We start from the raw sequence: 25369 nt of genomic DNA, 5'->3' as shown, positions 1-25369 counted from the left end.
CAGTACTCCACTTCAGTGCTGTACTGTTATAAGAGTTGAAAATTTGCTATTGTAACTGTCATTTGATTAAAGACTGCCTACCACTAGTTTTCATTTTGACCAGCCATAGCATCGGAATTGATACCTATAAGCATTGAAATCTATCGCCGGCCCGTCACTGGTCACTTATTTTATTTTGGCAAAACAATCAATAATCTCCATTAAAGTCACTGCTTCCTCCATAGATGCAGGATTTGGACCATTCCCCTCAAAGAAAGCCACTGTACTAGCGATCATGGGATATTGTATATGCTCAGGATGCTCAAACACAAATTCATTCTCTTCATCATCAGATTGAACGGCTACCGAATTGCCAAATATGGAAAAGGTAATCTTCCCGCGGCTACCTATGATCTCACAGTGATCTACCTGATCTTCTTGCCTGACATTAAAACACCAGCTTCCATTAAAAACAACTTGATGCTCAAATAATATAGTTCCAGTTGTTTGATCTGCGACAGCAGAGGCTGCATCCTGAATCTGGCTAAATCCTTCAAAAGAAATCGGTAAGCCAAAAAAATACAACATCAGATCCAATTGATGTGGTGCAAGATCAAAAAAATATCCACCTCCGGATATTGTTGGGTCTGTGCGCCAGTCTGCCGCCCCCTTGGTCACTAAATCCGGCGACCGACTCTGCCATAACCGGAGCTGGACAGTACGAACTGTTCCTACCCGCCCTGTGTCCAGCAACTCTTTTACTTTGAGAAATAGCGGTAACTGTCTTCGATAATGCGCAACGACAAGCTTGCCATTATTCTTCCTGACAACATCCAAAAGCAGTCTTGCTTCATGTGCATTTAAGGTAACCGGTTTCTCGATATAAACATCTTTTCCGGCTGCTAGCGCCTTCAATGCATAGTCAAAATGCGAAGACGGTGGAGTCGCAATATAAATAGCATTCAATGCCGGATTGTCCAACAAGTCTTCGACCTTCGAATACCAATGCGGAACTTGGTGTCTATGGGCATAATCGGCAGCTTTAGCGGTATCTCTCCGCATTACAGCCAATAATCTACTATCTTTAACTTTATTAAACGCGGGACCGCTTTTTTTCTCTGTCACATCACCGCACCCTATGATTCCCCACCTTACCTTTGCATCTTCCATTTTATTTATTTTTTGAACTAATCCCCCAACAAAAATTTTTATTCCGGTTTCAGGCGCCCGATAAACGCATTTTTACCAAGCAAAAATCCAATTGCCTTTTCAATATTTTTACGTCGGCTGTCATCGGTCTTTAGAAAAGAAATATAACGGATAATCTCCTTTCTTTTGGATGGTGCCAAACGGTCAAAGACTGTTTTAGCTTCTTCATTTTCTAATAATGCCTGCTCTAGTTCGGGATGCGGGAGCAGACTTCGGTCTTCCGGATCAAAAACAACAGATAATTCCAATATTTCACCGATTCGTTTAGGTGAATTTGGCAACATTTGGGTGTTGATATACAATCGCCACTCGCCCTTATACCGTAATAGGGTCTGATTATAATCTTTACCATTTACCTTCCCACTGATAGGGATATATCCCTTATCCACTCCAGCTTCGGCGAAGAGATTATGTAAAATTTCATCAGGCACAAAAACAAAAGGATTGATTCCTATTATCTCCAATTTGGCTTTAAAGACCGACATATACATTGCTATTTATCATTCGTTAGAAATTAAGCTACATCAAGTATATGCGCTATCCGGTTGAGTTCCTCTATGCTAAAGCTCAAATTATCAAGCGACTTTAACGAATCCGTCAGTTGTTCACTGTTTCTCGCTCCGACCAAAACCGAAGTCAGGCGTTCATCCTTTAATAGCCATGCAATAGCCATCTGCGCCAGTGATTGGCCTCGTTGCAATGCGATTTCATCCAAAGCAGATAATTTTGTGATCAGGTCAGATGTAATAGTGGTACTCTTCAAGAAATGTTCTTTTGAAGCTCGAGAACCTGTCGGAATATTGCCTTGTAAATATTTATTGGTCAGTAATCCCTGTGCCAAGGGAGAGAAAGCAATAACTCCTACCCCTTCTTCATCCAACACGTCCAACAGTCCATCCTCTGGCTTACGCACCAACATGGAATACTTGGGTTGATGGATCAGACAAGGACATCTCAGATCATGTAATAGTGCAATTGCCCTCCTCGCTAAATCCGCAGGATAGTTTGATAGACCGACATACAGGGCTTTTCCCTGTCGTACAATATCACTTAAGGCAGTCATCGTTTCTTCCAAAGGCGTCTGCGGGTCAGGTCGATGATGATAGAAAATATCAATGTAATCAAGTTTTAGGCGCTTTAAGCTCTGATGTAAGCTTGCCATTAAATATTTACGGCTTCCCCAATCGCCATAGGGTCCATCCCACATGGTGTATCCCGCTTTGGTCGACAACAAAAGTTCGTCCCGATGTCCAACAAAATCTGAGCTCAACATAGCACCAAAATTTCGCTCCGCGCTACCGGGAGGTGGACCATAATTATTGGCGAGGTCAAAATGTGTGATACCATTGTCAAAAGCCGTACGTAGCGTCTGCCTAAACACTTCTTTTTGATCGATATCACCAAAATTTTGCCACAGACCAAGGGAAATAGCCGGAAGCTGGATACCACTTTTTCCACATCGCCTATAAGGCATTAAATTATATCGGTTTGGATTGAATGTCACGTTGTCAAGTTTATGTATGCAAAATACAAAACTATTTTGAAGAGTTTATGCAAACGCAATAACCAATGTCCCGAAATATTTCGAGACATAACAATTTAAACTAAAATTTATACCATTCCCTGCCATCGATATCGTATTACTATCGCAAATATTTTTATACTTTTGATTACATTCCAATAATAGCACAACTTGAAGAGCACATCATGATCAGTAAATTCTTAAGAAAATTCTATTTACACCTAGTGATATGGACCATCCTGCTATTACTCCCTTTTATTACTTATCTCTATCAGCCCGATAAAATCGCTGATTTCAAAATCTACTCAGCGCTATCACATCTCAGCAATATCGTCTTCCTGGCGAGTAACTTTTATCTGCATTGTTATGTTGTTGCACCGAAGTACTTCTTTGGTCACCGAAAGATTTTTATCCTATTCATCGCACTAGGTTTTGTGGCCTACGTCCTGCTCAATTATGCCATCGTTTATTTCAACCCAAACGGAGAATTAGCACATTTTAAAAAAGAGAATATCCTATTTGTGCGACTTGTAGTAGGTCCAGGTATTATCTACTCTCTATGTATGATCACTTCGTCCATGATCTTTCTTTATAATGAACAAGCGAGACAGAAAGAACTTAATAAGCAAATTGCATTAGAGAAGACAACAGCTGAACTGACTATTTTGAAACTGCAAATTAGTCCACATTTTTTATTCAACACGCTCAACAATATTCGCTGGCTGATCCGCAAGCAATCTCCTGACTCCGAAGGGACAATAGTCAAGCTCTCCGAAATGCTGCGCTACATACTTTATGAAGTTGATGGACCGAAGGTCGAACTTTTCAAAGAAATTGATCATATGCGTAATTTCATTGCTTTGCAGACATTAAGGCTTCCCATCGCAGGTGAAGTTGATCTACAAATCGAAAGTAGCGTCAAGAATAGAATGATCCCGCCTTTATTATTTATTCATTTTGTAGAAAATGCCTTCAAATATGGGGTGGATAGCAAAAACAGCCCCTACATACTGTTTCAATTCATAGATATTCCGGGTGGGCTTGTTTTTAAATCAGTTAATAAAATATTACAATATACCGAGCACCAGCCAAATGAAGGGATCGGATTGACAAATGTAAAACGACGATTACAGTTGCTTTATCCCAATCGCCATGAACTCACGATCAAAAGAACAGCAGACGACTATTTTGAAGTTGCACTCAGACTAATGACAGATGAAGATTAAATGTATACTCATTGACGACGAACCATTCGCCCTTAATTTGCTGGAGGATGATCTGTTAAGTTTTGACCAAATCGAAATTCTACAGAAATTCCATGCTCCTGTAGACGTTGTTAACTACCTGAAGAATCATTCGGTAGATCTCATTTTTCTGGACATCCAGATGCCGGAAAAACTAGGAACACAATTTGTCAGGGATCTCGAAGATCCACCGTTAATCATATTTACAACTGCCTACCATCAATATGCTGTTGAGGGATTTGAATTAAATGCAGTAGATTATCTTTTGAAGCCTATTTCAAAAGAACGGCTCACGGCTGCGGTTCGAAAAGTAGCGGATATCATGACACTACGGAACAAACACCTTGTCGAAAAAGACCATATTGTCGTGCATGTGGAATATAAAAAAACCAAGATTTATCACCACGAAATCAGCTATATCGAAGGTTTAAAAGATTACGTAAAAATCTATTTGGTTGACCGGCAGACCCCACTCCTAACCCGAAGTAATTTACGTGGTATGGAAAAGCTATTGCCAGCAAGCGATTTCCTACGCATACACAATTCTTTTATTGTCAACAAAGCCAGAATCGAACATTGCACACCGGCAAAACTTACCTTACCTGAAGTTGCACTACCAATTGGCAGAAAATATGTCAAAAATATAGAGCAGTTCCAGACAAAAGGGTCAGCGAACAAAGGATAACAGCCATTGGTCTACACATTCAGCCCATCGGTCTACAGATGATTGTGTAAAATAAAAATCATTTACAAATTTGCTTGGGGTCAATTTGTCCAACACCAGCTATTGATCCGTATAGCAAAGAAAAAATGAAAAAAATTATAGCAGCACTCTTACTGGCAACTGCGGTTGCCTCTTTACATGCCCAAACAGTTCCCGGTAGCCGTCCAGGTAGTTTCTCCGTCGCTGAAGGCAAACTTTCCGGTCAACTGATAGACCTTCAGGGCAAACCAATCGCACAGGCTTCTGTCAATCTACTACGGGTGATCCATGATCAGTCTTCAGGCAAAGAGCGGGAAATCTTATTCAAAAGCACGAGTTCGCTTGAAAATGGAAAATTTAGTTTTACGGCACTATCCACCAAAGACAAATGGAAGTTAAAAATAAGCTCGGTAGGTTACAGCCCTAAAGATATTGTGGTCGAGTATGGATCTGATAGCAAAGTTTTGGATAAAGATCTTGGTGCTATCACATTGGAAAATGATAATCGAAAGCTAGACGAAGTAACGGTCACTGGTCGTAAAGCTTTACTTGAAATGGATATCGACAAAAAAGTATACAATGTAGAAAAGAATATCGTAGCAGCGGGTGGTACTGCCATCGATGTTATGCGCAATATGCCTTCTGTACAAGTTGATATTGATGGGAATGTCAAGCTCCGGAATGCTGCACCGACTATTTTTGTAGATGGCAAACCCACAACATTAACCCCAGACCAAATACCTGCTGACGTCATCGAAAAGATCGAAATCATCACCAATCCTTCTGCCAAATATGATGCTTCGGGGAGTATGGCCGGAATTTTAAATATTATTCTGAAAAAGAATAAAAAAACAGGTTACAACGGTATGGTTACTCTTGGAGCAGATCGCTTTGGCGGGACCAATTTTATGGGGAGTCTCAATTTGCGTCAAAACAAATTCAATATATCCCTTACGGGAATGAATATGCGTATGCGGACAAATACCGAAGGTGATAGCTATCGGAACAGCACAATTGGTGGCGTTAATTCTGAGGTTAATCAGGATATCGAAGGTAAAACAAAGGGAATGATCAGCTTTGGAAGGCTCGGGGTAGACTATGACCTTAGTCAACGCACGACAGTATCCGTTGCAGGAATCTTTGTCGAAGGCAAATTTCGCCCCAATGAAAACACGATGATAACGACGGAAACGCAAGGCAATAGCAATAGAATTTCCGAATCCGAACGTAGTTTCAAACCTAGAGGTTTACAGGCAGGCCTTGTTCAGAAATTCAAAACCGAGGGTGAAGAATTGACCGCGGACTTTAATTATTTCGGTGGAACAAACAATTCTCATGGTACTTACACCACCAATTATTTAGATAACAGTGAAATCATTGGTTCACAGATCCAAAAGAACATTGGATCTGGTGACAATAAATTTATGACCGTACAGGCAGATTATGTTAAACCATTTAAAAATGGGATGAAACTTGAGACGGGGGTTCGCGCGCAGATCAACAAACTCAAAAACCTGAATAACAACAGCCTTAAAGCCCGCGATAAAGATGATTACGAGGATATCAGCGCTGCGTCAGCCAATTACGATAACAAGAATACGGTCTATGCGGCTTATGCTTCACTTGGTGGCGACCTCAGAGATTGGGTATCTTATAAAGTCGGTATGCGTGTAGAAAATTCCACCTATGACGGTGAATTAATCAACACAAACCAAAAATTCCACAATAAATACCCGCTTAGTCTCTTTCCTTCCCTATTCCTTAGCAAGAAACTGACCGAGAAAGATCAGCTACAGATGAGTGTCACCCGTCGTGTGAATCGTCCCAACTTCTTTCAGTTAATTCCATTTGTTGACTATACGGACAGCTTAAATATTACACGTGGTAATCCGGACCTCGTCCCGGAGTTTACAACTTCAGGCGAATTATCCTATAGCCGGACACATGGCAAAGGTACCTTCTTGGCTTCGGTTTATTACAAAAAAACCACGAACCTGATCACCCGTTACCTAACTCAGGAACTCAATCCCATTACCGATAAAATGGATTTTATCAATACATATATTAATGCAAATTCCAGCAAAAACTATGGGGCAGAGTTTACGTACACGAATAACCTAAAAAAATGGTGGGATCTGACTGCAGACCTCAATTTCTATAATTCAAAAATTGAAATAGATGACAAGACACCATCGGAAGGTATGTGGACTGTATTTGGAAAATTAAATAATACATTCAATCTAAAAAAGAATTGGAACCTTCAGCTCGCGTTTGAATATCAAGGGAAAACAAATATGCCGGTCACACAAAATCAAACCTTTGGTCCGCCGATGAATCAGGCTCAAAGTTCCTCTCAGGGATACATAAAGCCTTTTTATGGAATTGATTTTGCCATCAAGAAAAGTTTCCTGAAAAATCAGGCTGCTTCCGTGACATTGGCTGTAAACGATATTTTTAGGACCCGCGGCAATACCATAGTCTCTTCAGGGGATGGTTTCTACCAAGACTATTATCGCCTCTCCAATCCGCAGCTTGTCAAATTGAACCTTTCCTATCGTTTTGGCAAAATGGACATGAATATGTTCAAGAAAAACAAAAACCAAAATTCCATGGAAGGTATACAAATGCAATAGACACTTACATTTAGTTTGACATATTAAAGCAGAAAGAGACCGATTGGATGGTCTCTTTCTGCTTTATTTCTTTTATACGGTCTTCATTTCATTAAACCACCTGACTTGGTATATTGTATTTTTCGATAATGGGTACAATTTCCAGTAGATCATCAATCACGTAATCCGGATGAGCTGACTTTAGCTGGTCAGCAAGATGCGCCCCTGTCGTAATACCAATACTCAAAGCACAACCCGCATTCTGACCTTCTTTTATATCAATAATCGAGTCCCCTATTTTTACTACACCTGTGGGCTCTGTTATTGCAAAATTTACTCTTGCAAGATCGATCATATCCGGATAAGGTCTATTTTTAGGCACATCGGATGCTGTAATCAGTGCATCAATATCTCGACCGACAGCCCAATTAAGGTTTTTCAAAAGGGATTCCGCCGTTTTACGGTCATATCCCGTATTTAATACCCGAAGTATATTCATCTCTTTCAAAATCGCAAAAAGTTCATTCGCATTTGAATTCGGATAAATGTCTGCTACTTCATAGGCATTTTCAAGTGCTTGCAAAAATGATTGGAACATCTGCTCCGCCAATTGGCCATCAACTATATTGAGGCAATTTTTTAGTACAGTCTTAATGGCCTGTAATTTTTCTTTGCCAGCTCCGTGCTCCAACACTTCTGTCAATGTAAGTTGATAACCACCAATTTGATTTATCACCTGTTGAAGTGTCTTGTAAACTATATTATCCTCATTTACAGTAGTACCTGCCATATCAAATACCACCATCTTGATCGCTTCTCTCATTTATTTACCATTAAATGTTTAGCAAAAATAAAATATTGTTAAACAACACTGAACTTATCAATATTAACTTATTGCTATCTTTAAGTTAAGAGGAGCGTAAATTAACGTAGTACACAATAATAAGTCCAGCCGATAAGCAGCAGTTGAAATGGAATCCTAAACCACAGGTATTCGGTACCTTTTCCATCAAAAGTCGCAGTTTCATAGTTCAGGTGCCTCATACTCGCATATATATTTGTCGGTAGTATCAGTATAAAAAAGACAATTAAAAGCATCCCTGTAAGACGACTTATAGATGGTATGAATAAACCAAAGGCCCCCATGACCTCCAATAGTCCAGTCACATAAATTATTTCTTTTTTTAATGGGATAAAATCAGGAAGCATCAACACCATGCCCTTTGTGTAAATAAGGTGTCCAAGGGAGGTAAACAATAATGTGGTAGCAAGGGCTATTTTTCCAGCCAAATGATAATCCATATCGCCCTTATACTGTCGTATAACTAAATTGCTGATGAAAAATACGGTAAGTAAAACAAAAAGTGGTTTCATAATCTTTTTTTATTCAAAGTTATGGGTCTTTCTATTCCCTATCAATGAACAATTGTTAAGAAATTTCCTTCCGGATTCTGCTTAGTGATTGTGGTCTAATCCCAATATAAGATGCCAAGTATTTGAGTGGGATATTATTAATTAACTCAGGCTGTTCCCGCATCAGATTGACATACCTCGTTTTGGCTGAATCTTCGAGTAAGGTAAATTCACGTTTCATTTTCTTCAAAAAGATATCTTCGATTGCCTTTCGTCCGATAAAATTCCCTACCTGTGTCGTTTTGTACACAGTATCCAGATCATCATAAGATATCCGCCACAAGACGCAATCTGTAATCGCTTCAAGATTATAGGGCGACGGTGTTTGGGTCAGGAATGAATCATAGGCACTCACAAAAGAGTTTTCAAACGCAAAACCAAAGGTAAAATCGTAATCTAATTTTGGAATATTGAACCGAACAATTCCCTTTTCAATAAAAGATAGATAGCGCTCCGTTTTGCCCATTTCGAGAATCAATGATCTTTTCGAAAAAACTGCCTTGGAAAGCATTGACGAAAAAATATCCCAGTCCCCCGCCTCCATCTTAATGAGTGAGTCAAAATAGTTCTTGATTTTATCCATTCTATCCATATTTTAAAACAAGATAAAAACTTCTGGTCAAACAAGAGAAACCACGATCTTATTATCTATTTAATTATTTAAGCACTTAATTTCATGGATAAATATTAAATTAATCAATATAAACTTCTATTATGACTTCTATTGCAGAAAACAGTATCAAAGCGTGGTCCCCATCAAAGAAATTCTTCTTCCGATTTTCTTTCGTTTTCATCTTTTCATTCATACTCGTTTTCAATAATGGTGCTTTTCCACTTTTCGGATACATCGGCAAACCATTAACTGATCTTATGCATTGGATCACACCTTGGTTTGCGAAAACCATTTTACAATATCAGTACGATTATACTATTTTTATCAATGGAAGTGGGGATACTTCCTATGCTTGGGTATCGTTACTTTTGCTTGTCATAGTTGCTGCAGTAGCCGCAATTAGCTGGTCTTTATTTGATTTGAAGCGTCAAAACTATGAAACCTTATATTATTGGTTGACCACAACAATACGTTATTATATTGCATTCATGTTGATAAACTACGGTGTAATTAAAGTGATGCATTTCCAGATGCAGCCGCCCTCACTGTCACAGTTGATGCAACCACTGGGAGAATACACTCCGATGGGACAGGCATGGACATTTATTGGTTTTTCTAAAGGCTACAATATTCTCATTGGAATAGCTGAAATATTGTCGGGATTCCTTCTATTCCGGAAAACCGTTGTGTTGGGGGCTCTAGTAACCCTTGTCACGAGCATTAATATCATGTCCATCAACTATTTTTACGATGTTCCAGTGAAGATGGTTTCGACTGCCTTGTTTTTGTTTTCACTGTTTTTGTTGCTACCTTCCACACATACACTGGTTTCCGTATTTATTAAAGGGCAACCTGCACTGTTATTTACCATTCAACAACCATTATTTAATAAAGTATGGAAGAGAAAAGGACTTATCGTCTTTAAAATATTAATACTTACCATCTTTGGAGTACAGCAGGTAATTGGGATTTTTAACACCCAGAAGTTAATCGACGCCTTTTTTAAAAAATCACCGCTCTACGGAATCTACCATTTTGAAAAAAACGATGAGAATATCAAAACCATTCCAAAAGAATGGCGGCAAATCATTTTTTCAGCAGGATAACGATCGTGCCTTTGTCCGTGATATAGACTACAATCCTCTGTCCCTATCTGTCTTAATTGATTCCCAACAACAAAAACTCACATTGAACAATTATCAATATGATTATGAAATCGATCGAAATGGAAATATCTTATTGACGAAAACTATTGAAAACCGTATTGAGAAAATTAAGCTTATCAAACAGGATTCTCAAAAATCAGGATTAATGAAACGCTCCTTCCATTGGATACAGGAGTATCCAAATAGCCGTTAAAAAGTTCCACAATTGAAGAGCTTTTGGAAAGGGTACATTGCTTTTTTTGGTACAATTAATGGAAAAAGTAAGACAAAACGTGTCTACTTAATTTTATCATTCTTTTTTTTACTATATTTAACCAAAAGCCAATGTTTGAAACAGGCATAACAAAAAAGTGGAGATCTAAAAAAAGATATTCATCTACATGGAGCCATATTTCCATAATTATGGTAGGATAAGTTTCAGTTATTTTATTTCTTCTTTACTGTTATATTATCTAAATATATGGTCTCTTTACCTGTGTTCGTAAAAGCTATTCGCACTATCTTTTTATTTGGATTGATTTCCTGACCAGTCACAAAATTAATTTCTTGTTTTTTACCTTTCTTACCCAACTCCAGTGTCTGTTGCTTTAGATTCGACAGTTCTCCGCTCACAACCTTCACATCGTCTACTGTTACGGCTATACTGCCACCTCTGCCCCAATACCTAAGGTTAAATTGTTGCGCTGGGTCCAGATAAATGTACTGTTCTATCTTTTTCCCTTGCGCAAGTACAAGAGCCTTACTTCCCTTTTCACCTATATCCTCCGCAATCGTACCTTCTCCTTCCCAGGGTTTGAGACCAGCTTTTCCCTCAAAATCGGGATTAGGGAGCTCATTTCCATCACGCAAAGGCCAGTTATAGGCACGGATATAATCGACCTCCATATTTACCCCACCTTCGGAACCGTATGTGCCTAAAAACACATTCATAAAATGGTTGGGTGAGTAGATTTGATTTTTATCGTCGTACTCTTTAATTAAATCACCATTGATATAATGTTTAACACTCGTTGGAGTCCACAACACACCATGGGTAACCCACTGGCCTACATGCTCATATCCTTCGGCAATATGTGTAGGAAGATTACGTTGAAATACCCCTTTCGTATCGACATGTCCGTGGATGACAAATTGAGCCGTGATATATTTAAACACATCTATTTCAAACAATTGGCCTTTTGGGCGTATTCCTTTTATTCCATCAACCTCGGCTCCCTCTTGAAGATAGTAACGAATATCCGGTCCTGGTGAATCGAACCAAAATGCAGTATTTGTTCCTTTCGGGTTACCTTGGCGGTTGCGCCGTACTTTTACCTCAAAATAACCACCTTTACTATTGTCCAGCAAATTTTCATTCGTTTTCCAGTCATAGGTCTGAATGGATGAAATCTTTTGGTTTCCACCTTCTGTAAAGATGCACTTTGGGATGGTATCATTCACATAGAGGTTAATTGCGGATCCGTCAAGCGTATAGGCCGGCTGGGGTAATTGATTCTGCAACATCTCCTGCTTTGATTTTTCATTTAGATAATTCAATGAGGAGAAATAATTGGTGGTCCATTTATTCCGGTTTAAAAGTCGATCATTAAACTCGTCCTGCCAATAGACTTCCATACCAAGCGGAACCGCTCTTGAACTCGGATTTTTTTGTACTTCACCTAGCTCCATATCATCAAGCTGCCATGTCTTGCTCGTATGCACTTTTCCATTCGCCAACGATTTACCTGTTGCAGATTCCACCCAGATATAATAAGCCGTTTCGGGGTCTACCTGTTGAATATAGTAACGTCTGGCTCCATCAGCTAATATGGCATTGGCTGTCTGCGGTTTCTTATTCGTTTTCGCCCAAAAGACCTTCGTCCCGGTCATGTTCGGTTGATTATCATCCAGATCCACACGGATCCAGCTCCGGGTCGCCAATAGTTGTAATGGTATATCCGATTTCGCCGTTTGAGCCAATAGCCCTAGCGCCGACAATACCTGAATACTGGCAAGAAATATATATTTTTTCACAATTGTCTGATTTTATAAAAGAACCAGCTATAGTTGATCTATTTACGAGCAGACTATAACCACACGATAATAATGAGAATTATCAGTATTGGCAACTCTGATCAAAACGCAACCGTTTGTTCAATTTGGCAGCGCAGACAAACAGGGAGGCCCGACGCGTTTTATCCGTCGTAATGGAAAGCTGATTTCTATTGTTCCCAGAAATAAAAACACACCCAAGGTATTCATCAGATTATAGAGCAAATAATAAAAATCTTCGAGCCCCCATTAGCGCATTTAATTACTCTTTTCTTCTCGAACAAGAAAATCATAGGAATACCAAAACTTTAAAAGTGAAAAATTGTCAAGACTTCTGAGTGAATAGCTTATGGGAAAATCAAATGAATTGCTTTGCTTTTCAAACTCTTTTTTAAATTCCGTTACCAGTTTTGAAATTTCTTGTAGACCATTCGCACGTCTGATAAAGCTTTCTTTTCTGCCACCGCGTAAATAGATCAACAGATCCGAAGCATTAAGGATCGTTTTCTCTTTTTCAACCAATGGTTGGCCGCTCAGTAATTTATCGAGCGCGTTTTTGAAATCAACTCGCGGAAAATCACTCTCCCCCATCATAATCACATGAGTACCGTAATTCACAACATTCGTATAATAGGGATTAAAACCGGCATGCCTGAGTTGAACAACATCTTTACTTGGAAAGGCAGACGAAAACTCATTGAATTGTGCCATTAATGAAAATGCAATATTTTCACTACGCATCAAACAGCTATAAGCTCTTATAACGGTTGTTGAATCATGGTGTTCAACAAGCTTTAGGACACTGTCTACATCAGGACTATTATTGAGGTGATAACGAATTGACTCATAATCAAAAAAATCTGTCACTGAAAAACCCGACATAGTAAACTCAGAACTTTTATTTTTTCGGGCATATGAACGAACACCTTCAAACGTAGGTACGATTTTCGCGCTGGATATAACAGGAGTGGTTGGTACTATTTTGATTTTAAACGGCTTATAGTGGCTACGCAAGGAAACAAGTCCAACGGTAGGCATAGTATCTTTCAGTCCCCATACTGTTCCTAAATAAAAATCTTTATCTACGGTCTGGTCAACGTAGAACTGGTTTATCGAAAAACCAACAGAACGACTAATAAATTTAAATTTTTTTGATAATGTACTACCATCGATCTCCATGGAATCAGGATCAACTTCCTCCTTGTCACAACTGGACAATAAAAACAAACCGAGCAACAGTACAAAAAGATGTTTCATGATTCAAAAATTACTCGCTTTCCAAAAGTCAAAATATTTCCGTACATACAGCGGTAAGGCTAAAGGCTTTTGGCTCTTTATCAAAGATATAGAAAAATACTATTCTAACCTATATAAAAATCAGAATAACAAACGGATAAGACAAAAAACAGCATCATAAGTATACGTACAACATCCCGGGCAACCAGCAGAAGATAGAGATAATCATGGAAATCGCAAATTCTTAAAAAGTAAAAGCCGCTGGAACGGGGAATTCCGAACGGCTTCTTTCTAACCTAATGAAAAACATCTATACCGTCACCGGTAACGTGTTGATCTCCTATTCCAAATATATCTCGTTTATTTCTCCTGTGTACCATCTATTTACAATCCGTATCTGTGATTTACGATTCGTATCTACCGTATCCCGCAGGTGATTGTCTGGCTACCACAGTTGTTGAGGTGGTAGCTGATCAACAACAGGCTTATCAACTACTTGGATAACTTTTCCAGATTTCAAACAAGAGGACTTTTTTATGATTCGTTTTTATTTCTTTTTAAAAGATCAGTTGACAATAAAGCAGTAATGGATGCCGCAGTCAACGCCGAAATTCCAAGATTTAGCGTAATGACCAAAAAATGATCGGAAAGTGAATACTTAATACCATAATATGTAATGGCGTAAGTAACCAAATAAGTGATAAATGCCTTAATAATTTCCATTATATTAATACATGGGATACAGCTACAGTAATTTTCGATACAAATATAAAGAGCTTCTTTCCTCCCTTCTCCTCTCGCTTACGATTCGTCTTGGATAATTTATGATTCGTCGTTTTCAACCACGATCAAGGTATAAAAATTCTAACCCCCTGAGTAAATAATGTAAAATATATTACTTATTTTCAGATCAACAAACTTAGATTCGGTTATTGACCTTTATTTTTACGGATGCCGGGTTAATTCTTTACTTGATGCTTTAATACGGATTTCGCTCGTTTCTCCTTTTTCGCTTTTACGATGATCAATGCCATTCCATTGTATACTTTAAATAACTTTGGAAAGAAGTAAAATCAACTGCATTGCCATTATCCGCCGATACGATTTAATACCGTGACCTGGCTGCAAGTAAAACGTTAAATACCTGTTCTCTTTTCAATAGCCACATACCCAGTTTATCTTGAGCGACACCTTCTAAGAGTTTATAGGTAAAGATGAGCCCTTTGGATTCATCCAGTTTCACGCCTAAATGTTTCATTACAGCCCCTTTTTCTTCCAGGGAAGAAGAAATTTCGGTGATATGAGATGATAGTAAGAATATACTATTCTCAAATCCCCGAAGACAGCTGATAAGTTGTGACGTCGCCTCACTGGCATCGTTATGATTTGTTCCCTTAAACAGCTCATCCATCAGGACAAAAATTTTTTTACCCGCTGCAAGCAACTCAGCTAAGTGCTTAAGGCGAAGCACCTCATTAAAAAAATGGCTAGCTCCAGCGCTGATATTATCCCCTAAATTTATTGTCGCCAATATGCCATCAAAGAGCACTGTTTCCATCGCTTCCGCAGGAACTGGAAAACCCATATGCGCCAAATACACGCAGGTACCTATTGTTTTTAACAATGTAGATTTTCCCGTCATATTCGCACCCGTCAGGTACCATAAGTTACCGCCACTTTTTATTTCAATATCATTCTTAACCGGATCTTCCAAAAAGAGATTATATCCGGCCTGAATTCGAACCATATCGGAACCTGGGTCATGATCCTTTATATCGGGGAATACAAGATGTCTTTCTTTAGTACATTTAGCTACACCATACAAGGCATCCAACTGATACAAGACAGCAAAGACTTCACGTATCGCATTCCGTTTGATATTCCTAAAAAGATAATCGTATTTAATCATCAGTTCCAGTGAAAGTTTATCCTCAAGTAATTTTTCAAACTCACCTAAATCAATATCTTCCAATACGCGATCAATTTTGTTGAAATAATCAGCGATAAAACTTTTTGTGGGATGCGCAGATTTAACAGCACCAAGAAATACGTTGAGATAATCTATTATTTTAGCTATTTCATGAATGGAGCGTCTAATTAATAGATGGCGTTTTTTAAAATCCACTGAAAGAAAATTTGTGGTGACAAGCTCTAAATAATAGGAGGTCCTGGTCGGTGAATACGGCTCCAGTGGCAAAGATAAATATTGTTCCAAGTCTTGCATCATATACTTATCCAAAATATCTGTGATATCTACTTCTTGCATATAACGGATAATCCACTGCCTGTCCAATATCTTAGATTTAGCTGAAAGAGGATCAAGAAAATAGGAATACAAGGTATCACGCCCGCCCAATGTAACTGTACCATCAAACAAATCGAACAAATCTCTATATTGATTATTCGTAACATTTAAGTCTGCTAATGTCTGTTTGTCAATAATAAACATATTTTCTTGGAATTTTTATGGTAATCTTTGGTTCCTTGTATTTAAACTTACTTAAAATCACTACTATTCACAATACTGTATCAGAATAGTTATTGTATACTTCTCAGTATACCAACAACAGTTACCATGCTCGTGCCGGTATTCCGGATCATTCGGATGAAAGTTTTGCAAAAATACTCGTTATTCAGGTCGCTCGTGAGTTCATTTCATAAAATAGACGATTACCTTATTACCCGAAAAGCATCTCCCTTCACTTGAATTTAACGGCAAACCTCATCCGAAAGGAAATATCCGAAATCCGGGAGGATCAAAAAGCTTTATTTTAAAGGTCATCACGTACATACAGCGGTATGCTAAGGACAAAGATAAAACCCACAATCCGGAAGATCGCTTCACACTTTGGCATATCCAAAAATTATTTTGATGAGTATTTCAAACAACAGACCGGAACATCCTCCCTAGATTACCGGCTTGCTTATCGATTGAAATTGGTCGAAACTTACCTGCGTTATAGTAGCACGCGACTTGGAGAATCGCCCACGAATTGGAGTTCAGTGACAAAAACCATCTTTCAAAATTATTAAAAAAACACAGAGGACTTACACCGAATGAATACAGAAAATAAAAGCCTTTAATAAAAAAACACCCGATAGCATGGGGTACTCCGGGTGTTTTAGCCATATTATTAACCTATTTTATGAAAAGTGCCCGTGATGGGCAACACTAAAGTAGAAAAAAACTTTGTATAAACAAAATAAAAAATAAAAAAAATAGAATTTCTCATCTTCGCTAAACCGGTTAAACATTGATTTTGAAAAATAACATAATCTCCTTGATCTAGTACACAAGCCCGGAATTAATTAATCTCAAAGCCAATAGTAACATCGTAATTACAGGGATATAACAAGGGGTTAACAGGGGTTTACCAGGGGTAATACCCTATTAACCCCTTATTAATACAGTATAAAAATAGTATTATTTCACTTTTATTTCAGTAGGTGATATTAAGCTGGTAATAACCATTTATACAGTAGAGCTTATCCGCTTGATATTTAGTGAATAACCAATTATATGTAGACACACTTCCAAAAGAAGACGCAGCACGCTGAGATCAGGAGATTTTGCTTAATTTTAGTCCATTAATTAACTGTAAGCTATGAACGGTCGCGAAATTCTCAGGCAACATATCGATAAAACCATCCATTATTCTATCCCTACTCAACAATGACGCGCGCAGTCGTTATGAGGAATTGGTGCTCCAATATCCTGAATTGTATAATATTGTTCCAAAACATTTGATTGCATCTTATCTCGGGGGGTCGTGAGACACTCAGCCAGCTCTATCACTAAAAATAATGTGGTCTATATCACCAAAACAAACCATTCTTTAAAATGTGATGTATATCACATAGGGGTCTGAAGATTTATGCCCTATTTTGTGTTACCATTTAGACAATTAATTTTTAAAAAGATGAAAAAAGAGAATTTAAAGGTATTGGTCGTTTTGACTTCACATGACCAGCTGGGAGATACAGGAGCTAAAACAGGTTTTTGGGTGGAAGAGTTCGCAGCTCCCTACTATATTATGGCCGATGCAGGCATTGACATCACCATCGCTTCGCCAAAAGGCGGGCAACCACCTATAGATCCCAAAAGCGCACTTCCTGATTTCCAGACCGCAGCAACAAAGCGCTTTGATGCGGATAATGAACTTCAGCGCAAATTAGCCAACAGTGTCGTTTTGTCTGAGATTAATGAACAGGATTACGACGCAATTTTCTATCCTGGTGGCCATGGTCCACTGTGGGATCTCGCAAATGACAAAACTTCTATTTCATTGATTGAGACATTCTGGAAGCACAATAAACCTGTTGCTGCTGTGTGCCACGCCCCTGGAGTCTTTCGATTTGTAAAAAATCCTGATGGCAGTCCATTGGTGCAGGGCAAAAAAATTACCGGTTTTTCGAATTCCGAAGAGGAAGCTGTACAGTTGACAGATGTTGTCCCTTTTCTAGTTGAAGACGAATTGATCAATCTTGGCGGACAGTATAGTAAAGGTGATGATTGGAGCAGTCATGTGGTCAAAGATGGTAAGCTTATCACTGGCCAAAATCCCGGCTCATCAGAAGAGGCTGCAAAAGAACTGCTAACTCTGTTGAAGCAATAGTCGTCTGACGATTGAAAAGTATACCAATACCGAATGTATAGCAGAAAGAAATACTAAGTTTAACGGTATTGCACATTGCTTTATTCTATAAACGCCATTATTATAGGCTCAGTCCTATTATAATGGCGTTTTTATTTAACAATGAAAGGTGACGCTATATTAACAGAAATAAGACTATTTCGCAGAATAGGCACGAATGATCTTTTTTAGGTCGATCCCTTTGCCCAATACAGGCTTAAAAATATCACCCATACTATTTATCCGTTCTATGGCATTAAAAATAGTAAAATCGGTCATCTTCAGTCCCTTCTTTACCTCGTCCCAGTGGAGTGGCATGGACACAGTAGCTCCAGGTTTTGGACGGACAGAATAGACCGACGCAATAGTTGCGTGAGGTCTATTTTGAAGAAAATCCAGATACATCTTTCCTTTTCGGTCACGTACAGTACGATCGAGACTAGTATAAGCTGGTATTTCAGCATGCACCAAAGTCACGATGATACGCGCAAACTCTTTAGCTTGATCATAAGTATATTTGTTTCCCAAAGGAATATAAATATGAAGCCCTGTAGAACCGCTTGTCTTGCAATAACTAGGCACTCCCATATTGTCCAGAATCTGCTTGGTCACCTGAGCTGCTTCGATCACCTGATCGAAAGAGTTTTTATCCGGATCAAGGTCGATGATACAGTAGGTTGGATGATCAGGTTTTTTAACTGTACTGTTCCAAGGATTCATTTCTATGCAACCGAGGTTGGCCATGTATAATAAAGTTGCTTCGTCCTTCCCGACGAGATAATGTCTATCCCGATTATCCGTTTCACTTTGATATAAATAAAGTTCAGCCCATTCCGGCGCGGTATCGGTAACATCTTTGAAATAGAACCCCTCTTCATTGATACCATTTGGGAATCGGTTCATGCTCTGAGGCCTACCTTTTAGGTATGGTAAGATGAAGGGTGCAACCTGGTAATAATAATTGATAAGGTCGCCTTTGGTGATCTTTTCCTTTGGCCAAAAAATCTTGTCAAGATTGGTAAACCTGAGCTCCTGCTTATTGATTTTTTTTACTTGAGTTTTCTCTGTTGGATTTAACAAGGTCTTGCGTCCTCCAGCCATACGCGATTTAACCATATGATTCGTTTTATCTGCAACAATCTGTTGTACTGGCTCTTCCTTTTCGAGCATTATTTTCTTTGGATTTTTATCTTCCCGCATACCAACAAACGAAGGATGTCGCATAACGCCATCGTTCGTTATTTCCGTAAAACTGACCTCACATACGAGTTCAGGCCGCAACCAAGTCACCGATGCATGTGGTGGATTGGGACGGAAGCGCGAAGGTTTGTTGACATTAGGTTCTTCTGCAAAAGGCGCCTCTTCTATGATCAATGGCTTAAATAATGTCATCATTTCTTTTTGCATCTTAGTATTGAAGCCGGTACCAACCTTTCCGGTATAAATGAGTTTTTTCTCTTCGTATATGCCTACAAGCAGACTACTAAATAACTTACCTGAATCATCGTTTAGGGTATAACCACCAATAACAACTTCCTGACGCTTATTGGCTTTAATTTTTAACCAGTCATGTGAGCGGTTATTCGCATGATAGCTACTATATTTTCGCTTAGCCATGATCCCTTCCAAGCCTAGCTTTTTCGCTTCCTTAAGAAAGTCGGCACCGGAAGTATCAAAACTCTCACTGAAAAGAATTTGTTCGTTCTGCGGAAGTACAGTTTTTAAAATGGCTTTTCTTTCGAGAAGAGATAGGCTCTTTAAATCTTTACCCTCATACCACAAGATATCAAATACATAATAGACAAGATCACCGTCGGCTTCACTGCGCCAATTCTGCAGACCTCCGAAATTTGCTACACCATTTTTGTCCAATACAACCACTTCCCCATCCATAATCGCATTGATTTTTATTTTCTTGAGCTGATCGTAAATGGGGTAAAACTTTTCGTTGAAACTCTTGTCATTTCGAGACTTCAGTTCCACTTCCCCTTTATGCATAAAGGCAACCGCCCGATAACCGTCCCATTTTACCTCATAAACCCAGTCACCATTATCAAAAGGTTTATCAACCAAGGTTGCAAGCATAGGCTCAATATGGGTATAAAAGGCTTGCGCGGGAGATTTTTTCAACAGTTTATCTGGCACCATCTGAGTTTCTAATGGTTCTTCAGGCTTTGCTTCAGACTGTTCGCTAATCATTTCAGCAGCCTTTTTTGTTGTACTGTGTTTATCTTTTAGTGTGCTATCTTTTTTAACAATCTTTTTCCCATATACCTTATCGGGTGATTTTTCCATCTGCGCTATGGTCTTACCGGAGATAACGGATTTATCTTTTTTTGTGATATCCTGATCGCTTGCATATTTATCCTCAAGTTTCATCAGCAACCAGCCGTTATCCCCTCGTCCATGAGCCTTGACCAGTGCAAATTCTCCTTTCAGCTTTTTTCCATGAAGCCTAAATTTTAACTTTCCGGAATAGAGCTGGTGTCTGAGACTTTTGTCCATAGTGGCGATATCATCCTTTGCACCTTCTACGGACTCATAAGTTCCTTGATCCCAAACGATCACAGTTCCGCCACCGTATTGACCTTTAGGAATAATTCCCTCAAAATTTCGATAATCATAGGGATGATCTTCGACCATCATAGCAAGTCGCTTGATCGTTGGATCCATAGAAGGCCCCTTTGGTACGGCCCAGCTTTTCAGCACTCCATCCATCTCTAAGCGAAAATCATAATGCAAATGAGAGGCATCATGCTTCTGTACAACAAATCTCAGTTCCTTGCCGTTCGGCTTTCCGCCAAAGGGTTCCGGAGTTTTTTCGGCAGTGCGTTTGTCTCTATATTTCGTTAATCCCATAGCACCATTTTTTAATGATAAATAATGTTAATCATAACACAATGCTGCAACTAAAAAGGTTTAAATAAACAACATATATTTCTCATGAACGGTGCTATAATTTTCATTTCACCTCCAACACCAATGTAACATTTTAAATACATTAGCACAGCATTTGTATCGGGTGTCATAAAAATACTAACTATGAAAATAAATTTAATTTTCACTGCATTAGCAGCCACAATGCTGTTAGGCAGGTGTAGTGAGGATGATTACCGATCTACTCCCACAACTCCCGTTACCATTAAAATTACGGACGCTCCTGGTTATTATGATGCCATTCACCTAAACATTGATGAAGTTGAAATACGTACAAGTTCAGGCAGTGAAAGTTTAGATGTTGACGGAAACCCATTTAACATTCTCAATTATACAATGGGTAAAGATACCGTAATTGCAGGTGATGACGTTCCTTCAGGTATGATTCAGGAAATCAGACTAAAACTTGAAGATGAGGGGAATGAAATCTGGATTGATGGGACCCGTCATCCGCTCACAACGCCCAGCGGTCAGTCTTCGGGAGTTAAGATAAAAGTGCAAGACGAACTGATTCCTAATGTCGCCTATACTCTTTTACTTGATTTTGATGCATCGAAGTCAATCGTACAAACTGGCAATGGTAAATACCTGCTTAAACCGGTCATCCGTGCAATTCCAGTAGCGACTTCAGGTGCAATTACCGGTACTGTTAATCCTGCAGCTTCACTGGCACATGTGTTCGCCATCAATGGAGTCGATACCGTTGGAACTTTAGCTAATTCCGTCGGGAAATTCTATTTTCCGGGTATTTCAGAAGGCACATACAAAATCGTTATTCAACCTACAGTGTCAGGTTACATGGACAAAACTATTGAAGGCGTTCAAGTCGTAAAGGGAAGCGTTAAACATATAGGTACTATTTCAGTCCAATAACAACCGTTAGCGAACCTTTTGAAACAGCTCAACTACCAATGGACAGCATATTGGTAAAGAGACGGTAGTAGGGCGAAGACAAAAAATGCCTATTGTCATTCAAAACCCGACGATTACATTAAAAAGTATGGTCTTATTATGTTAAACTTTTTGAATTAACACTTTTTAACCGATATATACCGTAGCTTAGCACTTTATCAACAATTAGAATCAACCAACAGAATGCCCTTTTTAGATCATGTACTCCAAACCCCCAGCTACGGATGGAAAGACGACAATGGAGACCTTATTAAACCGAGCCCAAAACAGATATTCAGCGAATTTTTCAAAAGATTGAATGTTTTTAAGGACCAACGCAACTGGCTCCCCTTTTTTAGCTGGCTGAAAGTAGCTTGTCTTATTCCATTTTTCTTTGTTTTTCTCTTTGCCCACCTTAGCTGGTGGACGGTCCTGGCAGCTTTTATCTACAGTATGATCGTTATGGGTACGCATGGTACCATCTGGCATCATCGGTTTTCCACACATGGTGCCTTTAAATTTAGAAACTCCTTCTGGCGTTTCTTTACGCAAAATCTTACTATAAATGTAATACCCGAAGAAATTTATGTAATTTCTCATCATGTCCACCATGCAAAATCCGATCAACCCGGAGATCCGTACAATGCACAGGCAGGATTTCTCTATTGCTTCTTAGCAGATGTAAACCATCAACCCATTGCCAAAGATCTGAACGAAAACTCTTATAACCGTGTAAAACTGCTTATGAAGCACACTGGGGTTACCGCCAATAGCTATGCACAATATCAAAAATGGGGCTCTTATGTTAATCCGACCCATGCGATTCTATCTTGGGTGTTGAACTGGTCATTTTGGTATATTGTATTCTTTTTGATCGGTGGACACGCTCTGGCTTGTTGCTTGTTTGGTGCGGCTGGATTTTGGGCCATTGGTGTACGTACTTTTAATTATGAAGGCCATGCCAAAGGTGAAGATAAACAACGGGAAGGGATAGATTTTAATGAAAAAGACAAATCCATCAATCAACTTTGGCCCGGTATCGTAGCGGGCGAGTGGCACAACAACCATCACCTCTATCCCAAAAGCGCCCGTAGTGGTTTTAGGCCTTACCAGATCGACTTGGCCTGGTGTTATATCAAGTTGATGCACAAGTTAGGTGCCGTCAGTAGCTATCGCGACGACAAAAAACGGTTCAATGAGCAGTACCACAAGCCTTATATTGATGCCAAAAAATAACAATTAAAAAAGAGTAATATTGCTATAAACTATTTCACTGGCATTTACCCCTCACGAATCAACAAACAAAGCCGCTAAAGATGGAGCTACTTTGTTTGTTGATCCCAACTCTTAATTTAATAATTCATCCGCACGAAATAATATAAATTAATTCTATAAATCCAAACGATGGCACCATGCATTGTTTTTTATAAAAAACGTTTACTAATAAATGGTTATTTCTTAGGTTGCGATTCTTCGATTCCTATCATTCAGGTATAAACGCAGCAAGTTGCGTATTACTTCGGTCAACTTTAAACCTCTTCGATCGGTTCTATATAAAAAAGACAATTATATGAAACCATTCAATAACCCAAAAATTGTACATCGGGGTATGTACATCTTTCTTATGACAATTATTCCCAACCCGGACCCAAGGGAACCAAGCCCAGATCTAAGTAAGCAAAATAAAGGCATCTTCACAGACGAAGACGATCGCACAGCAGATCCGGACGATCATAATAACAATCCAAATACAGATTTATCAGGTATTAAAGATGATCGCACACATGATCCTGATGAGGCTCAGGATGAGCAGGAAGACAAAGAAAATGATAAACCTGATTTATCGGGGGACATTAACGTCTAAAAAACGCCCATGCATTGGAATTGTAATTATTGAATCTCACTGTTATCATACCATTTTTAAAGTTTCGATAACCAGCTCGTAAAAATACTGAGCAAAGGATTAAATACCTGAATCGCATATAGGGCAAACGGAGCAGCCCTTTGCTAGGTTTATTAAATGTAAATAAATCAAATTTAATATGGAAAATAACATCAATAACCCCGAAATTATCAATGACATTATCAAGATCAATAACGATAGAATCGAAGGCTACAACAAAGCGATAGAACTTGCACACAACCACGGACTGCATGAACTGGAACCAGACTTTAGAAAATACATCGATCAATCCCAATCGTTTATTGCAGATTTGACACCTTACATGGAACTTGAAGGAAAAGAGCCTACAGACGGTACCATGCTCAGTGGTAAACTTTTTAGAGCTTGGATGGGTATAAAAGTGAATGTCACTGGCAACGATAAAAAAAGCCTGCTGGAAAGCTGTGAAAAAGGTGAGGACGCCTTTAAAGCCACTTATAAAAAGGTGCTGGAGGAAGACACTGATGAGCTAACGCCCAATTTAAAAAATGTACTGGCAATGCAATTAAACAAACAGCTGGAAGCGCATGACAACATAAAAATGTTGCGTGATAATGCTTCGCTATAAATAACGACTGACAAGGTTAAATTAACATCTGGATTTCTTCACAATCCTAATACCGAAGCGCTAAAGGCTTCGGTATCATTATTTTAAACATATAGATTACTCTTTATTCAGGTTTCTGGATTTTAGTTCATCATCAAGAGCTTCGTCATTTTTTTTCCAACGCATAAATGCCCAAGCGCCCATGACGAGGAGCATAAATGTGAAAATAGTAATACCCTTATTCACGATACCATAAATCAATACACCGGCACAAAATCCAACTAGCACGGCGTTGATCAGTTTGTTGCTTTTTTGCTGCTTTTTTCTTTCCAATAATTCCTGGTCAGTCAATTCATTTAATTCTCGTTCTTTCATAGTGTCAATATTTTGGTCAGTCTATATGAATCAAATATACACACAAAAAATTATCCGCATATATCACTGCAAGGATATATACTCTTTTTTTCCAGAAGATGGATACCTTAAATTTCTTTTATGTAATTTAAAACTTTTTGAGTTTAAGCAAGTCTGGGATCCTATGCATTGATAACGGGAAAATCCGTTATTAAATCATCTTAAAAACTAAACGTGCCAACAAAAAAGTCTACATGAAATAATATATGTAGACTTTTGGATCTATTCATTGCCTGCGATTCAGCTATATGTTTATTCCTATATATGCTGTTCCCA

At 38.8% G+C, this 25369-nt stretch carries 24 protein-coding genes; 12 read left to right on the top strand and 12 right to left on the bottom strand.

The window, feature by feature from the left end; translation table 11 throughout:
* Positions 1–165 precede the first annotated feature (165 nt).
* From ABTV71_RS08775 to ABTV71_RS08765, 3 genes are read right to left on the bottom strand one after another with little or no spacing between them, the layout of a single operon-like run.
* Positions 166–1149, bottom strand: a complete 984-nt coding sequence (locus tag ABTV71_RS08775) for a Gfo/Idh/MocA family protein (RefSeq protein ID WP_433902939.1) — start codon at positions 1147–1149, stop codon at positions 166–168.
* A 38-nt stretch (positions 1150–1187) separates the two neighbouring features.
* Positions 1188–1673 carry a YdeI/OmpD-associated family protein gene (locus ABTV71_RS08770; RefSeq protein ID WP_121125994.1) on the bottom strand — a complete coding sequence of 162 codons (486 nt, stop codon included), beginning with the start codon at positions 1671–1673 and terminating at the stop codon, positions 1188–1190.
* Positions 1674–1702: 29 nt separating this feature from the next.
* On the bottom strand, positions 1703–2662 hold the full coding sequence (locus ABTV71_RS08765) for an aldo/keto reductase (RefSeq protein WP_433903703.1): 960 nt from the start codon (positions 2660–2662) through the stop codon (positions 1703–1705).
* A gap of 233 nt (positions 2663–2895) precedes the next feature.
* On the opposite strand from ABTV71_RS08765, the gene ABTV71_RS08760 reads away from it, so the two are divergent.
* The 3 genes from ABTV71_RS08760 (at position 2896) to ABTV71_RS08750 (ending at position 7290) form a co-directional block, all read left to right on the top strand.
* Entirely contained in the window at positions 2896–3936 is a 1041-nt protein-coding gene (locus ABTV71_RS08760) for a sensor histidine kinase (RefSeq protein WP_433902938.1), read from the top strand.
* Entirely contained in the window at positions 3926–4639 is a 714-nt protein-coding gene (locus ABTV71_RS08755) for a LytR/AlgR family response regulator transcription factor (protein WP_121125997.1), read from the top strand. Before ABTV71_RS08760 ends, ABTV71_RS08755 begins: the two co-directional genes overlap by 11 nt.
* Positions 4640–4764: 125 nt before the next feature.
* A complete protein-coding gene (locus ABTV71_RS08750; RefSeq protein WP_433902937.1) occupies positions 4765–7290 on the top strand; it encodes a TonB-dependent receptor domain-containing protein in 2526 nt (841 codons plus the stop codon).
* Between the two features lie 91 nt (positions 7291–7381).
* Here the strand turns inward: ABTV71_RS08750 and ABTV71_RS08745 are convergent, their stop codons facing one another.
* From ABTV71_RS08745 to ABTV71_RS08735, 3 genes are all read right to left on the bottom strand, one after another.
* Complete coding sequence (locus ABTV71_RS08745) at positions 7382–8092, bottom strand: HAD hydrolase-like protein (RefSeq protein ID WP_433902936.1); 711 nt, start codon at positions 8090–8092, stop codon at positions 7382–7384.
* 101 nt (positions 8093–8193) lie between these two features.
* Positions 8194–8643 carry a DoxX family protein gene (locus tag ABTV71_RS08740; protein ID WP_121126000.1) on the bottom strand — a complete coding sequence of 150 codons (450 nt, stop codon included), beginning with the start codon at positions 8641–8643 and terminating at the stop codon, positions 8194–8196.
* Positions 8644–8698: 55 nt separating this feature from the next.
* Positions 8699–9265: a Crp/Fnr family transcriptional regulator gene (locus ABTV71_RS08735; RefSeq protein WP_433902935.1), complete on the bottom strand. Its 567-nt coding sequence runs from the start codon at positions 9263–9265 to the stop codon at positions 8699–8701.
* Positions 9266–9396: 131 nt separating this feature from the next.
* Here ABTV71_RS08735 and ABTV71_RS08730 point away from each other — a divergent pair, with 131 nt between their 5' ends.
* Positions 9397–10401, top strand: a complete 1005-nt coding sequence (locus ABTV71_RS08730) for a hypothetical protein (protein WP_433902934.1) — start codon at positions 9397–9399, stop codon at positions 10399–10401.
* Positions 10343–10654: a hypothetical protein gene (locus tag ABTV71_RS08725; RefSeq protein ID WP_433902933.1), complete on the top strand. Its 312-nt coding sequence runs from the start codon at positions 10343–10345 to the stop codon at positions 10652–10654. Before ABTV71_RS08730 ends, ABTV71_RS08725 begins: the two co-directional genes overlap by 59 nt.
* A gap of 233 nt (positions 10655–10887) precedes the next feature.
* Here the strand turns inward: ABTV71_RS08725 and ABTV71_RS08720 are convergent, their stop codons facing one another.
* From ABTV71_RS08720 to ABTV71_RS08705, 4 genes are all read right to left on the bottom strand, one after another.
* Positions 10888–12474, bottom strand: coding sequence for a glycoside hydrolase family 16 protein (locus tag ABTV71_RS08720; RefSeq protein ID WP_433902932.1), 1587 nt, complete (start codon positions 12472–12474; stop codon positions 10888–10890).
* Positions 12475–12750: 276 nt separating this feature from the next.
* Positions 12751–13749: a hypothetical protein gene (locus ABTV71_RS08715; protein WP_147430495.1), complete on the bottom strand. Its 999-nt coding sequence runs from the start codon at positions 13747–13749 to the stop codon at positions 12751–12753.
* Between the two features lie 513 nt (positions 13750–14262).
* Complete coding sequence (locus ABTV71_RS08710; protein WP_121126005.1) at positions 14263–14451, bottom strand: hypothetical protein; 189 nt, start codon at positions 14449–14451, stop codon at positions 14263–14265.
* 382 nt (positions 14452–14833) lie between these two features.
* Positions 14834–16177, bottom strand: a complete 1344-nt coding sequence (locus ABTV71_RS08705) for a MutS-related protein (protein ID WP_433902931.1) — start codon at positions 16175–16177, stop codon at positions 14834–14836.
* A gap of 350 nt (positions 16178–16527) precedes the next feature.
* Between ABTV71_RS08705 and ABTV71_RS08700 the strand changes: the two genes are divergently transcribed.
* The 3 genes from ABTV71_RS08700 (at position 16528) to ABTV71_RS08690 (ending at position 18344) form a co-directional block, all read left to right on the top strand.
* Complete coding sequence (locus ABTV71_RS08700) at positions 16528–16761, top strand: helix-turn-helix domain-containing protein (protein ID WP_433902930.1); 234 nt, start codon at positions 16528–16530, stop codon at positions 16759–16761.
* Positions 16722–16802, top strand: a complete 81-nt coding sequence (locus ABTV71_RS08695) for a hypothetical protein (protein WP_433903702.1) — start codon at positions 16722–16724, stop codon at positions 16800–16802. Before ABTV71_RS08700 ends, ABTV71_RS08695 begins: the two co-directional genes overlap by 40 nt.
* Before the next feature lie 846 nt (positions 16803–17648).
* Positions 17649–18344 (top strand): type 1 glutamine amidotransferase domain-containing protein, encoded by a 696-nt coding sequence (locus ABTV71_RS08690; protein ID WP_121126069.1) that lies wholly within the window; start codon positions 17649–17651, stop codon positions 18342–18344.
* Positions 18345–18518: 174 nt separating this feature from the next.
* Here the strand turns inward: ABTV71_RS08690 and ligD are convergent, their stop codons facing one another.
* On the bottom strand, positions 18519–21221 hold the full coding sequence (gene ligD, locus ABTV71_RS08685; RefSeq protein WP_433902929.1) for a DNA ligase D: 2703 nt from the start codon (positions 21219–21221) through the stop codon (positions 18519–18521).
* A 222-nt stretch (positions 21222–21443) separates the two neighbouring features.
* Between ligD and ABTV71_RS08680 the strand changes: the two genes are divergently transcribed.
* The 4 genes from ABTV71_RS08680 to ABTV71_RS08665 all read left to right on the top strand — a co-directional run bounded on the left by ABTV71_RS08680 (position 21444) and on the right by ABTV71_RS08665 (position 24700).
* Positions 21444–22172 carry a DUF4382 domain-containing protein gene (locus ABTV71_RS08680; protein WP_433902928.1) on the top strand — a complete coding sequence of 243 codons (729 nt, stop codon included), beginning with the start codon at positions 21444–21446 and terminating at the stop codon, positions 22170–22172.
* A 222-nt stretch (positions 22173–22394) separates the two neighbouring features.
* Positions 22395–23426 carry a fatty acid desaturase gene (locus ABTV71_RS08675; protein WP_121126010.1) on the top strand — a complete coding sequence of 344 codons (1032 nt, stop codon included), beginning with the start codon at positions 22395–22397 and terminating at the stop codon, positions 23424–23426.
* A 334-nt stretch (positions 23427–23760) separates the two neighbouring features.
* Positions 23761–24054, top strand: a complete 294-nt coding sequence (locus ABTV71_RS08670) for a hypothetical protein (protein ID WP_121126011.1) — start codon at positions 23761–23763, stop codon at positions 24052–24054.
* Positions 24055–24232: 178 nt separating this feature from the next.
* The gene (locus ABTV71_RS08665; protein ID WP_121126012.1) at positions 24233–24700 is read left to right on the top strand and encodes a PA2169 family four-helix-bundle protein; all 468 of its coding nucleotides are present in this window, start codon (positions 24233–24235) and stop codon (positions 24698–24700) included.
* 96 nt (positions 24701–24796) lie between these two features.
* On the opposite strand, the gene ABTV71_RS08660 is transcribed toward ABTV71_RS08665, so the two are convergent.
* Complete coding sequence (locus ABTV71_RS08660; protein ID WP_121126013.1) at positions 24797–25054, bottom strand: FUSC family protein; 258 nt, start codon at positions 25052–25054, stop codon at positions 24797–24799.
* Positions 25055–25369: the final 315 nt, after the last annotated feature.

The organism is Sphingobacterium puteale (genome assembly GCF_050986225.1).
GTDB classification, from domain to species: domain Bacteria; phylum Bacteroidota; class Bacteroidia; order Sphingobacteriales; family Sphingobacteriaceae; genus Sphingobacterium; species Sphingobacterium puteale.
This window is presented reverse-complemented; position numbering and strand designations above follow the sequence as displayed.

Bases quoted from the DNA above. Each gene is read 5' to 3' on its own strand.
- ABTV71_RS08775 (WP_433902939.1), bottom strand. From the start codon at position 1,149: ATGGAAGATGCAAAGGTAAGGTGGGGAATCATAGGGTGCGGTGATGTG.
- ABTV71_RS08770 (WP_121125994.1), bottom strand. From the start codon at position 1,673: ATGTCGGTCTTTAAAGCCAAATTGGAGATAATAGGAATCAATCCTTTT.
- ABTV71_RS08765 (WP_433903703.1), bottom strand. From the start codon at position 2,662: ATGCCTTATAGGCGATGTGGAAAAAGTGGTATCCAGCTTCCGGCTATT.
- ABTV71_RS08760 (WP_433902938.1), top strand. From the start codon at position 2,896: ATGATCAGTAAATTCTTAAGAAAATTCTATTTACACCTAGTGATATGG.
- ABTV71_RS08755 (WP_121125997.1), top strand. From the start codon at position 3,926: ATGAAGATTAAATGTATACTCATTGACGACGAACCATTCGCCCTTAAT.
- ABTV71_RS08750 (WP_433902937.1), top strand. From the start codon at position 4,765: ATGAAAAAAATTATAGCAGCACTCTTACTGGCAACTGCGGTTGCCTCT.
- ABTV71_RS08745 (WP_433902936.1), bottom strand. From the start codon at position 8,092: ATGAGAGAAGCGATCAAGATGGTGGTATTTGATATGGCAGGTACTACT.
- ABTV71_RS08740 (WP_121126000.1), bottom strand. From the start codon at position 8,643: ATGAAACCACTTTTTGTTTTACTTACCGTATTTTTCATCAGCAATTTA.
- ABTV71_RS08735 (WP_433902935.1), bottom strand. From the start codon at position 9,265: ATGGATAAAATCAAGAACTATTTTGACTCACTCATTAAGATGGAGGCG.
- ABTV71_RS08730 (WP_433902934.1), top strand. From the start codon at position 9,397: ATGACTTCTATTGCAGAAAACAGTATCAAAGCGTGGTCCCCATCAAAG.
- ABTV71_RS08725 (WP_433902933.1), top strand. From the start codon at position 10,343: ATGAGAATATCAAAACCATTCCAAAAGAATGGCGGCAAATCATTTTTT.
- ABTV71_RS08715 (WP_147430495.1), bottom strand. From the start codon at position 13,749: ATGAAACATCTTTTTGTACTGTTGCTCGGTTTGTTTTTATTGTCCAGT.
- ABTV71_RS08710 (WP_121126005.1), bottom strand. From the start codon at position 14,451: ATGGAAATTATTAAGGCATTTATCACTTATTTGGTTACTTACGCCATT.
- ABTV71_RS08705 (WP_433902931.1), bottom strand. From the start codon at position 16,177: ATGTTTATTATTGACAAACAGACATTAGCAGACTTAAATGTTACGAAT.
- ABTV71_RS08700 (WP_433902930.1), top strand. From the start codon at position 16,528: ATGCTAAGGACAAAGATAAAACCCACAATCCGGAAGATCGCTTCACAC.
- ABTV71_RS08690 (WP_121126069.1), top strand. From the start codon at position 17,649: ATGAAAAAAGAGAATTTAAAGGTATTGGTCGTTTTGACTTCACATGAC.
- ligD (WP_433902929.1), bottom strand. From the start codon at position 21,221: ATGGGATTAACGAAATATAGAGACAAACGCACTGCCGAAAAAACTCCG.
- ABTV71_RS08680 (WP_433902928.1), top strand. From the start codon at position 21,444: ATGCTGTTAGGCAGGTGTAGTGAGGATGATTACCGATCTACTCCCACA.
- ABTV71_RS08675 (WP_121126010.1), top strand. From the start codon at position 22,395: ATGCCCTTTTTAGATCATGTACTCCAAACCCCCAGCTACGGATGGAAA.
- ABTV71_RS08670 (WP_121126011.1), top strand. From the start codon at position 23,761: ATGAAACCATTCAATAACCCAAAAATTGTACATCGGGGTATGTACATC.
- ABTV71_RS08665 (WP_121126012.1), top strand. From the start codon at position 24,233: ATGGAAAATAACATCAATAACCCCGAAATTATCAATGACATTATCAAG.
- ABTV71_RS08660 (WP_121126013.1), bottom strand. From the start codon at position 25,054: ATGAAAGAACGAGAATTAAATGAATTGACTGACCAGGAATTATTGGAA.